This window comes from Bacteroides intestinalis (genome assembly GCF_003464595.1).
GTDB lineage: Bacteria > Bacteroidota > Bacteroidia > Bacteroidales > Bacteroidaceae > Bacteroides > Bacteroides intestinalis_A.
Genome location: NZ_QRZF01000022.1, coordinates 40,513 through 54,286 on the forward strand (window position 1 = coordinate 40,513; position 13,774 = coordinate 54,286).

Here is a 13,774-nt window from a genome sequence, read left to right on the forward strand (position 1 = left end):
ATTGACTAAATCATTCTTCTTCACTTCAGAGGAACATTCCCCATCGTCAGTTCCAACGTACCACCATCTACTATATCCTGATGCGTAAAGAAAGGCTTATCCAACTTCTTTCCATTCAGTACCATACTCTGCACATACTTGTTCTCGCGACTGTTATTATGTGCTATGACAGTGAATGTCTTGCCATCTTTCAACTGAATGGTAGATTTTTCGAATAATGGGCGACCGATAGAATAAACCGGTTTACCCGGACATACCTGATAGAAACCCATAGAATTAAGAATGAACCACGCGGACATCTGTCCGCAATCCTCATTACCCGACAATCCGTCCGGATCATTGAAATAAAGGGTATGTAATACTTGATCCACCAGCTCTTGTGTCCGCCAGGGTTGATCCACATAGTTATACAGATGAGTAATATGATGGCTCGGTTCATTGCCATGTGCATATTGTCCTATCAAACCGGAGATATCAGCAGAAACCATATCACCCTCCAAAGCAGAATCGGCAATAAACAAAGAATCCAGTTTACCGATAAAGGCATCACGTCCTCCCATCAGTTCCACTAATCCATCTATATCATGAGGCACAAACCAAGTCCATTGCCAGGCTGTACCTTCGCAATAGTCGTCACTACGGTGATTGGATGAACGGGGATTGAAAGGAGTACGCCAGTTACCTTCACTGTCCAGTCCGCGCATAAAACGGGTAGAAGCATCAAAATAAACCTGGTATCCCTTAGCAAAGGCTGCATATTTTTCCTCATTCGGTTCATCTCCCATAGCATCTGCCAGCACAGAAATACACCAGTCATCATAAGCATATTCCAACGCCTTTGCCACCGATTCATTATCCTTGTCGCAAGGCACATAACCTATTTTATTCTTCCAGTATTTAGCTTGAGGCATCAGGTGGGGCAATACTAACGGCGGACATAATATACCGGTCGTATCATATTCCGCAGCGCGGATGCAAGCCTTGTATGCATCTTCCACATCGAAATTACGATAACCTTTTGTGTAAGCATCAGCTATAATAGATGCAGCATGATAACCTATCATTGTTCCCGTATAGTTTCCGGCCAGTTCCCACATAGGATATACACCACCCTCATGCTGTTTCCGGATCAATGAACGGATAAAGGCTTCATTTAAATCAGGATCGATAATTGTCATCAACGGATGATATGCTCTGAATGTATCCCATAAAGAGAATACGGTATAGACAGGCTCTTCCACACTGCCCTGATGAGGTTTCAAATCCATACCCAGATAGCGTCCATCGGCATCTGTAAACAAATTAGGTTGCACACCGGTATGATAGAGTGCAGTATAAAACATCACTCGCTGATCCTTATCAGAGGTTTCAATATCTATCTTGGCAAGATAATTATTCCATGATTCACGGGCAGCACTACGCACACCGTTAAAGTCCCATTCAGGTATTTCAGCCTCCACATTCTTTCGTGCCCCATCCATATCTACAGCAGAAACACCGACTTTCACAAGAACTTCCTCATTATTATCTGTCTGGAACTGTAACAAAGCCTTAGCTGTCGGAAAAAGTGGACCACCTTCATCCAATGCCATAGAGTCAGTTACCAATGTATAGGTAAAAGGTTTGGAAAACTTCGCATAAAAATTGATATACTGGTCAAATGCCCAATATACTGTTTTCTTACGTCCTCGTATTTCTGTATCACTGATTACCTCCAACTCCATCTCTTCATTCTTCTGACGCTGCAGGCTGTAATCCAGGTCCAGTATAAATCCGGCATCTTCCGCCTTCGGAAAAGTATAGCGGTGAATAGCTGCACGTTTGGTAGCCGTCAATTCGGCTTTTACCTGATAACGATCCAAAAAGACTGAATAGTACCCCGGTTGTGCCACTTCATTGTCATGAGAGAAAGCAGAAGCATAAGCCATCTGTTGGCTCTCTTCTCCCATTGCATGATAATCCTGTTTGCCTACGGTAGGCATCAGCAATACATCACCATAGTCTCCACAACCTGTACCGCTGAGATGGGTATGCGAAAACCCATTAATAGTAGAATCTGCATAATAATATCCGGAACAGGCATCCCACTGATAAATGCGTGTGTCGGGACTGGGTTGTATCATTCCGTTCGGAACTACAGCCCCAGGGTAAGTATGTCCATGCCCTCCCGTACCGATAAACGGATTAACGTATGATGAATAATCCTGCGCTCCCGGGGTACAACTGTACATTCCGAATAACAGCACTCCACTCATCAACATAAAATTCAGTTTCATGTTTTTCTTCATATTCTTAATAGTATTACATATTCATATCAAAGTGGCATAAAAGTAATGGCTTGTCCTCCACCTCTTGCCATGTCCACAGACAGAGTGTCTTCAGCAGTCACCTGCTTCTCTATAATCTCATAAGCCGTAGGATTCGTTATCCAGTCAGCCTCTTTACCATCAGCATAAATGACAGCCCTGTAAGTCTTGTCTTTTTCCAGAAAATCCAATTTGACTGTAACCTCACGTGCGTCTTCATTAGTAGCTGCACCCAGGAAATATTTTTCTCCTGCACGGCGCACTATGACTACATATTCTCCCGGCTCACCTGCCAGCGCTTCCGACCAGTCACAATCAGCATCAAAATCGCGGAAGAATTGAAAAGCAGGATGTCCTTCGTAATTCTCAATCATGTCGGCAGCCATTTGTAAAGGAGAATAAAGTATCACCCAGTTAGCGATCTGTTTCGCCAGCGTAGAATTGATCCGGCAATCCTTACTATCCTTCATATTCCACTTCTTGCGATAAGGAGACTTTTTAGCACGCTCATACAGTATGTCGAAGATTCCCGGAGTATAGTCCATTGGTCCTGACAACAGGCGGGTAAATGGCAAAAGCACGTGATGTTCGGGTGGATTGCCTTCGCTCCAGGCATTCCATTCCATGCCACGGGCCCCCTCACGAGTCATCATATTGGGGTATGTACGACGGATACCAGTGTCTTTGATTGGTTCGTGTACATCAAGAGTGGTATGATATTTTGCAGCAGTCTCTACCACTTTACGATAATGACGTACATTGTATTGCCCATGATGATTGTGCCCATTGGGAAGTCCGCCGGCATAACCGGTCTTCACACTATGAATACCCAGGTCAGCATACCATTTATAAGACTTATCCAGTTGTCTCTCATAATTGATTATGTTGCCACCCGTTTCATGGTGTCCAATAATCTCAATTCCTTTTTCCTTAGCATAACGGGCTATTTCCTTTATATCAAAGTCAGCATACGGACGCGTATAATCAAAGTCCTGAGAGCCTCCCCAATTTTCCCAACCGGCGTTCCAGCCTTCAAACATCACTCCTTCAATGTTGTTGGCTGCTGCAAAGTCAATATACCGTTTAGCATTCTCCGTTGTGGCACCGTGGCGGTCATTTATCACCCAGCTTTCTACACCCAGATGCATTCCCCACCAGATACCTACATATTTCATTGGACGTATCCAATCCGTAGTTTCCAGTACACAAGGCTCATTCAGATTCAGTATAAGCCCGGAGTTAATTAAACCGACAGCTTTCGGAGCAATCTGTATGGTACGCCAAGGCGACTTGAAAACACCACCGTTTACCCGCACTTTAATGCCATCAGGCCAAGGAGCCAGTTCCGACTTGAATTTGCAACCACCTGTATTTTTCAATGTCATCTCGGGGAAGTCCGTCAATGCTGCTTCGTGAATGCTGGCATATACATTGCCTGCCTTAAATGTCATGGGAGTATTGGCATTGTCTATCCGGCTGACAGGCTGCGTACGATATAGCAATTCATAAGTATCATAATTGGCAGGTATGGACCATGAAGTACCATCCTGTGCTATATTGAACGCAGTCAGCTCATCCGTGATAAGAAGACTGTCTGCTCCGGACACTTCATACTCGTAGCGGAATCCTACCCCATCATCGAATACACGAAACCGTAAAATCAGTTTGGTAGCAGCTGCATCAGACAAGTGAACAGTCATTTCATTGTAGTGGTTGCGAACGGTTTTATTTTCTCCCCAAGGTTGCGCCCAGGTTTCATCCTGGGTAGTGAAATCAATATCTACAATGCGGAATTCTTTATGAAGATTAATCCCATTCTCTGCTTCGAATCCCAAACAGGAAGAAGCTACAAAAGGAATACTGTCAACTTCAATTTGGTAGGTCATACGGTTACTGTCATTCAGAACAAACTGTAACCTGATACGACCATCAGGTGAAAAGACCTCTTTTTGCTTAGAAGAGCAACTACTTGCCAGACAAATAATTACAATAAAATAAATAAAATGTATTCTCATATTCGATTCATTATTTTGTTATCGGAAATATGTTTCACCAGAATTCATGTGTCCGAAGTTATCGGTCAGCAAGATAGTTAAGAGAATGTCTCAAAGATACATAAAATAGCATGATTATTTGAGACATTCTCTTTTAAAAAGCCAAAAGCTTACTTTTTAGTCAGGTTATAATTAGCACCAGGATGATAATAAGCATCATAATATGCTTCCGGCAATTCTGCCGTACCATCTACTATACGGCACAGAGATATGCCATAACGTTGGCCTCTACCCGTTAGAGTCAGATTTCCAAGTGGATCAAATGCTCCCTTCGTAGCAGTTGTATTTGTATCGTATTTCCAAGTATTCTGGTTACCATTCTTATAAGTTCCCCATCTCATTTCCCATGTTTCAGGATCCTCTGTATCACCTTCATGAATAACCTGAGGCATGGAAATAGTAAAGTTACCATTATTGGAATCAAATTCAGCTACCAAAGGATATTTATTGGTTACTTCAGGATATTCTCCCCAACCATAGATATAGTAAGTCTTACCATCCTCTTTAGCCTCAATACGAATATCAAATGTCTGATCTCCATTATAATCCCACCAGCCATTACCACCTTCGGGAGGCGTAAAGAAGAATAAAGAACTGGTAGAAGCTACTTGCCATTCACCCAGATAAGCTTCATAGTTAGACTTAACCCCTGTTGAAGCCGTAAAGTCCGTCCTTCCATAATACTTGCCACTCCATTCTACCTCATCATTGAACAGAATCTTACTTACAGCTGTGAAATAATAATCATAAGAATACAATTGTGGTTTCGGGTTATAGAATACCTGCAAACCATATCCGGCATCTTTCAGGTCCTGAATCGTTTCTTCTTTAAAACTTGTCCAGCCACCTTTATATTCTTCATTAATCTTCAATGAATAAGGGCCATACTTTGATTTGGGAAGTCCGGTGAAATTAGATTCGCGTCCTTTGACGTATCTCTGATAAGTTCCATAACACATATAATCTACCAACTCGCCAATAGACTTACCGTCGACAGTTCCGCTTGGAGAATCCTCAAAATTACTTTTATATTCATAAATACCCAGCAATTTATCAGGCATCACCTTACGACATTCGCTGATTAAGCGGCAGTAATTCTCACGGGAACGTTGCTCGAAGCCCGGACTCGGATTCTCTTTGTAGTCTGTATACTCGTCATCAAAATCAATACCGTCCAAACCATAAATATCGACAAATGCTTTCAATTCTTTGGCAAAATCAGCCGCAGCAGCCTGCGATAAGTTACCCATACCGGCTTCATCATGATTACCCAAGATACTCATATTGACTTTGATACCTTTAGCCTGCAAAGGACGGATGAATTTATCTGCATTTTTCAACAGGAAAGATACCTGATCGTTACAATGAATATGCACACGGCCGCTTTCACTATCCACATTGATGTTGGCAGCAAAGATACTAACTACATCAAAGAACGGTTTTCCACTTTCCTTCATTACGTATTCACCACAATTCAGGATATTTTCATCATTCACTTCCACAAAACAGAGAGTACGTACATCTCCCTTTTTAGAATCAGGCACAGCCGCCAATGGCTTCACCAGATAAATATAAGTCTGATTATTAGCAGAAACAGCCACTCCATCATTTGCAGTAGCTGAAACAGCTACTGCATAGGTTGAACCGATTGAACCTCCGGCATTAATAGTTAACTCTACTGCACCGGACTTTTTCTCTCCGGTTTTAACAGTTGCCGTACCACCATTTGCCAAGCTCAATTTATCAGCAGGATACATAGCATAAGATGTACCATGAGCAGCATTATAAGCCTCAAGCGCTGTTGCATCTACTTTGAAAGTAACCGTTATGTCTTTTTCAGCAGCTTTACTCAATTCAAAATAAAGATGTCCCGCACCGGATTTATCCCCGAAGAGAGAAATCGAAGTAAGTTCGCGTGCTCCGGCAGCTGATCTGACATAACCGTATACGCCGTCCACTGTATCCAGCTTTTCTGTATTAACGGCATTGATCGTAATGTCATCTTCACAACTTGTGAAAACAGTTCCTGCACAGGCAAAGGTAACTGCCAACAAGCCTAATTTTATGTGATTCATATATTTCATAATATACATCTATTTAAAATATAACTTAATTTATTTCGCAGGCAATTCTACTGCAGTCCAAGTAAGCGATTCTACCGCTGTAGCGTGATTCTCATTCCCGCTATAATCGGCTATTGAAGTACCTACACCTTCATCAAATTTCCAATAGGCAACCAGTCCTTCCGCACCCGGTTCTACCTGGTAGAAATGATTCTTTGCATTAATCTCCTCCTGAGTTAAAACTTTATTCCAAATACGGCATTCGGACATTTCACCATCAAACCAACGATCACGGTTATAAGAGTGACCAATCCAGAAACCATCACCCTCATCAGTTTTGGTCTTTCCCAAATCCAATGCTCCCCAATTCGCTGTCGCTTCCAATTTATTCACGCCATTGAAATAGGCTATCACTTTTTGAGCATCAGCATCATAAGTCACAGCAATATGTGTCCATTCACCGGTAGCCACAGTCAGATCTTCTGAATTTATCTTCTTATCTCCAGGACCTACAATCTGCAAACAATTCTTTGCCGGCGCAGTATCTCCGAAACGGAGCAGGAAATATCCTTCAATACCCAGAACTGTACTGATAGCTTTATCGAGCTTGCTGGGATTCACTAATACTTCCACAGTCATCTTCCGTAAACCATTTGCCTTTTCAGGTGTACCCCAATTTACGTATACAAGATTCTTAGTAAGATCAGCTACTACATTGATAAGTGCAGCACCTTTAAATACGTAATACATGGTACGGGCACTTTGCAGAATACCTACGTTAGCCTGATCAATGGTTACAGGTAACACATATACTTTTTCAGCATCCAGCTCTGTCAGATTACCAAATTTCAATGTGACTTTTTCTGAAAGAACGGATCCGGCAGGAATCACGGTCTGTGGAGTTTCCAATGTATAGTGCTTACTCGGCAAAGCCTCAGCATTATCATAAAATGCAGCATTATAAGTATCAACCAACGCAGGTTCAGCTTTCAAGGAAATAGTTACATCTGCATTTTCCGGCTTAGCCATAGCAACCCTGAATTCACCTTCCGCAGAAGGAATCGTATTCTTCAGTAAAACATTACTAGTCTTCACCGAAGCATCTACATACACTTGGTTATCAAACGTTTCAGTATCATCACTACAAGCCGCCAAAGCTACAGACAGCAATGTGATCGATAGTAAGTATAAGTTTTTTAATTTCATAGCTTGATTTATTTTTTAGGAGCAGGGTTCATAATATTAATAGCCTCTTTCACATACTGGTATGTGTTAGTAGCATTGTAATAGTCATTCTGAACATTATAGATAGCCAATCCGGCACGGGTATAGCCATCTGATGGTTCCGTAGTCCAATAAGCTGCTTCTGTAAGCGCCCGGTCGGTACCGTAGAACCCGGTTTGCTTATCAGATGCATCCAGTGAAGCTGTGGAAACTGCAACTACGAAACGATCAGTCGGAACACCTGCAGCAGCCATGGCCAAACGGGCAAATACCGATAACTGTGCATCATCCGTTACATTATCCGTAGCCAGGATGATGTGCTTACAATCAGTCAAAACGGTCTGCTCAATCAGATTTTCCGGATATCCCTGAAATGTCAGCAACTTATCTGCATTAGCAGTTTTCCAGGTTGAAACAGCGCTGAAAAAAATATCCTGATATTTCTTTGCCTCCGCTTTTTGTTCGGCAGACATATAAATAGGATTATTTCCCTTATATTCAGTAATCATACCATCGAAGCTCCCTGCATAACCAATCTGTTTGTCCATTTCTGACTTCAGATAAGTATCGAAAGATCCGGTTTCCGTACCTTCCTTTACTTTTTCAGTATATTCTTTTTGAATCTTATCAAAACTGATAGTATATACCACCTTGGTACCCTTAGCATGTACAGTTTGCATATCAGCTAATTCAAAATCAGCCAGTTCTGCCGGATACATCATGGAAATTACGTCTAAACTGTCAGGAGCATCAGCGATATGCTGTCCACGACTGAACGGCGTTTTCTCGCTATTGTCGAACCAGGCATATACAACCTTATGGTCCGAATTTTTATAGGCTACCAGATTTTGCAGATATTTGGCATACGCAGCCGGATCTTGTTCCTCTATTCCGGGAGTATTGATATTCACATTCTCTACTTCCGTCCAGTCGTCGCATGCGCTGAAACAGGTTATGGCAGCGAAGCAGGAAGCTACGATGAATATATTTTTCATTTTATTTTTCATAATTCTTTTCTTTATTAGATGTTAGGGTTGCAGTCCCACCATACTTTGGAAGACATTCTATCGTTCGCAGGTTTCAAATCTTGCAGAGCATTCTGCACATTCGTACCATTGTCCTTGTACTCATCCTGCGGATAAGGCAAGCGGCGTGGGAAAGTACCTTCGGGAACTTCCGCCTTGTTTTTATTAACGGCAGCAGTCATCAAGCGCGGGTAACCCGTACGACGGAATTCAGCCCATGCTTCGTTACCCAACGGGAATATGGCGATCCATTTCTGGGTAATTATACGTTCCAGATTTGTTTCAAAGACGGCGCTATTATCATACTTAATCGTAATAGTCGGCTGAGAACCGTTATAACTATAAGTTCCCAGAGGATCTTTATACAGATCGGGTAAACTACTACCATCTTCCAGATAAGCATCCGCACCGGAAGCCCCCCATTGACTGAATGATAACTCTACGCCTTTCTTATAAAAACTTTCTGCAGTTCCACCCATGTTCCAACCACGCAATGCACCTTCGGCACGCAGGAAGGCAACTTCAGCAGCAGTCATCCAAACAAGTTTCGTATTGGCTTCAACATTCATGTTAGAATACTTATGAGCTGTTTCACTCGGAAGCGGTTCAGTTCCCAAACGAATACCATGATAACCGTTCTTCACTCCATCGGCTGTTGTAAAGGTAGATTCTACAAAATATTTTTCACGACGAGGATCTTTGTAGCCATTCATATAGGCAGTAATATCTGCCGCAATACGAGAGTCACCACCATTATATTCGTACATAATAACTCTGAATGGATTAGTAGTAGCCTGAATGGTTGCATTATCATCATTCGATGTAAACACACCTCCTCTTTCTGAGTCAACAGCTTCCACCGCTTTAGCTTGCGCCGTAGTAGAATCTACATATACCATACGCATAGCCATACGCAATTTCAAAGAATTCGCCAATTTTATCCAGTTTTCCACTTTACCACTATAAACCTTATCAGCTTTGGATGAAAAAGTTTCCGTACGATGTGGTAATAATGCAGTCACTGCCTCATCCAGTTCATTCAACATAGTCTCATAAACTTTCTTCTGAGTATCCAGCGGAGCAGTCAGGTCACCATTGGCTCCCAACTGGGAATAAGGAATAGGACCGTATCCATCTGTAACACGCAAGATAGCTGCTACCTTTACAACTTTTCCTACTGACAAATAAACGGGGTCTTCTGTTGCAGCTTCCAACTGTGCATAGTTAGCATACACATTAGGAATAACATCTTTATATAATTTACCTACCCAGTCCTGAGATTGGTTGTAGTTGGAGAAACGGTTCGTGAAACCGGAATTGGATTCCGCCAGATAGCCACCATAAGGTCCACCCAAAAGGGCCTCCAGAAACTGATTAAGAAGTACATCCGTAGGGATGACATATCCCTGCATACCTGTCAATGCCGAACGGGTCAAGTAGGCATCACGGTCCATCTGGTCTTTGGTTGCTTCATACGGATTGGTATTATAATCCATATAATCACCTGTGCAAGATGCCAACATGCCAGCTAACATTCCACCGCATAAAGCGAATTTTATAATTGATTTTCTCATTGTTTTTCTTTCTTTAATCTGTTAGAACTTAAATCTTACATTGAATCCTAAGCTACGTGCACTCGGCGTCATAAAGTTGTCAATACCCTGATAATAGTTACCGGTAGAAGCTACTGCTTCCGGATCGAACGGAGCTTTACAATAAAGCATCAGTAAGTTACGGCCTACCAGAGATACGGTCACGTCAGCCACATTCCAAAGCTTATCTCTTGGAATAGTATAACCGACACTAGCCTCCTGGAGACGCAGGTTAGTAGCACTGTAAGTATAATATTGTGGAATACCGGACTGAGAACCGATAGTAGTATACCATTTCTGTGCATTTACCAAGTCCGTTCCATTCACATAAACACCACCTTGATTACGCGCAATTTCTGTTGACTCAGAAACACCATACATATCCATAGCAGCCTGTGTAGCAGAGTAAACAATACCACCAATACGTGCAGAGAGCATGAAACCAAAATTCAGGTTCTTCCAGCTGAAATCATTTCTCCACGACATATTGCATTTTGCAAATACACTACCCAATTTAATATCTTCTGCATTATAGTTAGCAGTCACACTACCATTCTGATCTACCAGAATATTGCCGTTACTATCACGTTGCAGGTCGGCAGTAGAATAGAGATCACCCAGAGAGCCACCTTTCTTCAAAATGAAACGAGCCTGTCCCATACCACCTACATCCAAGCGTTCTTTGGTGATGACAGTGCCGGTTTCAGGATGCACATAGTTTTCCAGCAGTTCAAGAATTTCATTCTTATTGGTACTGAATACGTAATTGCTGGACCATTTAAATTTACCCCATTCATTAGAGTAACCTAATCCTAATTCAACACCCTTATTTCGTACGCTACCCGTCTGCACATACAATGTTGAGTAACCGGAAGATACGGAAATCTTAGGGTCAAACGTCTGATTATAAGTTTTAGTAGTATACAAAGCCAAATCCAGATTAAAATGATTCAGGAAACGGGCAGTAAGACCTACTTCCCATGAATCTGTTCTTTCCGGTTTCAGATTATACATCGGATAGTTACGTTTGGATTGCCAAACCTTATTGGAGTTATCCCATGAATAAGTAGGGTTGGCCAGGAAACGCGGGAAAGGAAGACCCACAGATGCAAATGAGCCGCGTACCTTCAGGAAAGAAATCTGTTGTGGCAATTTCAGTAACTCGGACAAAATAACAGAACCACCGACTGAAGGATAAAGGAATGCACTCTGAGTAGAGTTAGGACCAGCCAATTGTGAAGGCCAGTCAGAACGTCCGGTCAAAGTCAGGTAATAAGTACTCTTATATCCTAATTCAAGACTGGCAAAAACAGACTGAGTCTGATCATGAAAACCTGACTGCGTACGTTTTGTCTTACTGTCATCCAACTGGAATACATTGAAAACGTTAGGAATACCGTCTTCACTGATAGGACCACGATTTTGCAGTACATCTTGTTGCATATCCGATAAAGAAGCACCAATATTAGCTTGGAAAGTAAGATTTTCACCAAAGTTTTTATTGATGTTCAACATGATATCAGCATAAGTTTGCTTGTCATTCGTATTAGAAATACCATACAAACCGTTGTTAGAGCCTTCGGCCAATGTAGTATTACTTGTAGCATAAAGCTTTTCCGTATAAGTACTTGCAGAGTTATCCACACGCACACGACCCGATACACTCAACCAATCTAAAATCTTATAGCTCAAGCTACCGCTCAGCATATAACGGTCCTTATTATTCTCACGCAGGTTACGATAAGCAATCCAGTACGGATTTTGTCCTGTAAAAGTATCGATACCCTGTGGCCAATATTGTGTATAGATGTTGCGGGAAGTATCCCAGCGTTCGTACATCTTAATCTCATTCCAGTCGTCACCACGAGGGAACAAATAAGCTGTAACCAACGGATTGGAGTAAGTACCCTGATTCACCATGTTCTGGTCTTTCTGCTTGATATAAGAAGCACTTACATCCAGTGTCATCTTATCATTCAGGAAAGAAGTAGTGTTGCGGAAAGTAAAATTATAACGGTCATAATCGTTATTCGGAACCATACCGACAGAATTCACAGCACTCGCAGAGAAGTAGGTCTGATTCTTTTCCGTACCTGTAGATAAAGAAACGGTTTCGGTAGCTACCACACCTGTTCTCAGGAAGTCATTGATCGGATCATATCCCATGTAATTGGAAGGGTTCAATTTATTACCCCAGCTTTTTTCTACAGAGCCTGCACTGGACAGCAGATCGCCTGTACCATAGGAATTCTGAAAATTAGGAGTAACAAACGGGCGGAGAAATTCAGTATTCTGTGATACAGTCAAACTCAGACGCCCTTCCTTACCTTTCTTAGTTGTAATAACAATAGCACCATTGGCAGCGTGACTACCATACAAAGCGGCAGCGGCAGCACCCGTCAGTACAGACATAGATTCGATGTCTTCCGGATTTATATCTGCAATCGCTTCCGAAGAACCTTTAGAATCAAATTCCTGACCACCTTCACCTGAAAGATTGAACATAGGTACACCATCGATCACATAAAGAGCGTTACTGGACTGGTCAATACCTTTCGTACCACGCATCACTACTTTACTGGCGCCACCTACACCGGAGGAACTGGCATTAATGGTAACACCCGCCACTTTACCTGACAAAGAGTTTACAAGGTTAGCATCTTTCACTCTGGTCAGTTCATCACTCTTGATTTCCTGAACATTGTAACTCAATGCTTTAGTGGCACGTTTAATACCCAAGGCCGTTACAACCACCTCTTCTACCAGTTGAGAATCGCTCTCCATCATCAGGTTGATAACACTCTGTTCCTTTGCTGCAATCTCCTGTGTTTTATAACCGACATAAGAGAATTGAATTACAGGATTTGCTTCTGTTGTGGTCAGCGTAAAATTACCGTCAAAATCGGTGATACAGCCAACACTGGTACCTTTCACCAATACGTTGACACCAATCAGAGGTCCCATATCGTCCGATACCTGACCGGTTATCGTACGTTCTTTTCCTTGTTGGGTACCTTCTTGTCCTGATTGAGGCTTCTCTGAAAGATAAACGATGTTATCTTCTACTTTAAAAGAAATATTTTTCCCTTTAAGAATAGCAGTCAAGGCATCTTCGATAGATGCATTCTTCACATCGACTTTTTCCACTGCCGTAGCAGCAAGTTTGTCGTCATAAAAAAATTGATACTTGGATTGAGTTTTGATTTGTTCGATGACCGTACCTAATGTCGTGCGAGACATGTTCAAATTCAGTTGGGCAAAAGTCCACTGGACTGATACAGTCATGAAGAACAAGACTAATAAAGCCCGTAGAAATTTCGAACTTTGAAAAGCATGATTGTTGTCCATAAACAAAGTTTAAAGGTTACACATTGGTTAATTTTAATCTGTCAGGAGACCCTTTCCCCCGACTTTCATATATAAAACAACAGTCGCTAAAAATACACTTACTACAAAATGATATTTTTTTTCATTAAAACAAAAAAGGGAATAGTTTTAATTCCTATTCCC

Annotated in this window: 7 protein-coding genes; all 7 read right to left on the reverse strand. The window is 41.9% G+C overall.

Annotated elements, in window-relative coordinates; genetic code table 11:
• Positions 1-20: 20 nt before the first annotated feature.
• Entirely contained in the window at positions 21-2,288 is a 2,268-nt protein-coding gene (locus tag DWW10_RS21900) for a GH92 family glycosyl hydrolase (RefSeq protein ID WP_022394486.1), read from the reverse strand.
• A 26-nt stretch (positions 2,289-2,314) separates the two neighbouring features.
• Positions 2,315-4,321, reverse strand: a complete 2,007-nt coding sequence (locus tag DWW10_RS21905) for a glycoside hydrolase family 97 protein (protein WP_022394487.1) — start codon at positions 4,319-4,321, stop codon at positions 2,315-2,317.
• 149 nt (positions 4,322-4,470) lie between these two features.
• Positions 4,471-6,444 carry a BT_3987 domain-containing protein gene (locus DWW10_RS21910; protein ID WP_022394488.1) on the reverse strand — a complete coding sequence of 658 codons (1,974 nt, stop codon included), beginning with the start codon at positions 6,442-6,444 and terminating at the stop codon, positions 4,471-4,473.
• Between the two features lie 30 nt (positions 6,445-6,474).
• The gene (locus DWW10_RS21915; protein ID WP_022394489.1) at positions 6,475-7,629 is read right to left on the reverse strand and encodes a DUF1735 and LamG domain-containing protein; all 1,155 of its coding nucleotides are present in this window, start codon (positions 7,627-7,629) and stop codon (positions 6,475-6,477) included.
• Between the two features lie 8 nt (positions 7,630-7,637).
• The gene (locus DWW10_RS21920; RefSeq protein ID WP_022394490.1) at positions 7,638-8,654 is read right to left on the reverse strand and encodes a glycoside hydrolase family 18; all 1,017 of its coding nucleotides are present in this window, start codon (positions 8,652-8,654) and stop codon (positions 7,638-7,640) included.
• A 14-nt stretch (positions 8,655-8,668) separates the two neighbouring features.
• Positions 8,669-10,246: a RagB/SusD family nutrient uptake outer membrane protein gene (locus tag DWW10_RS21925; RefSeq protein ID WP_007666457.1), complete on the reverse strand. Its 1,578-nt coding sequence runs from the start codon at positions 10,244-10,246 to the stop codon at positions 8,669-8,671.
• A gap of 21 nt (positions 10,247-10,267) precedes the next feature.
• The gene (locus tag DWW10_RS21930) at positions 10,268-13,612 is read right to left on the reverse strand and encodes a TonB-dependent receptor (protein ID WP_022394491.1); all 3,345 of its coding nucleotides are present in this window, start codon (positions 13,610-13,612) and stop codon (positions 10,268-10,270) included.
• Between the last annotated feature and the right edge of the window lie 162 nt (positions 13,613-13,774).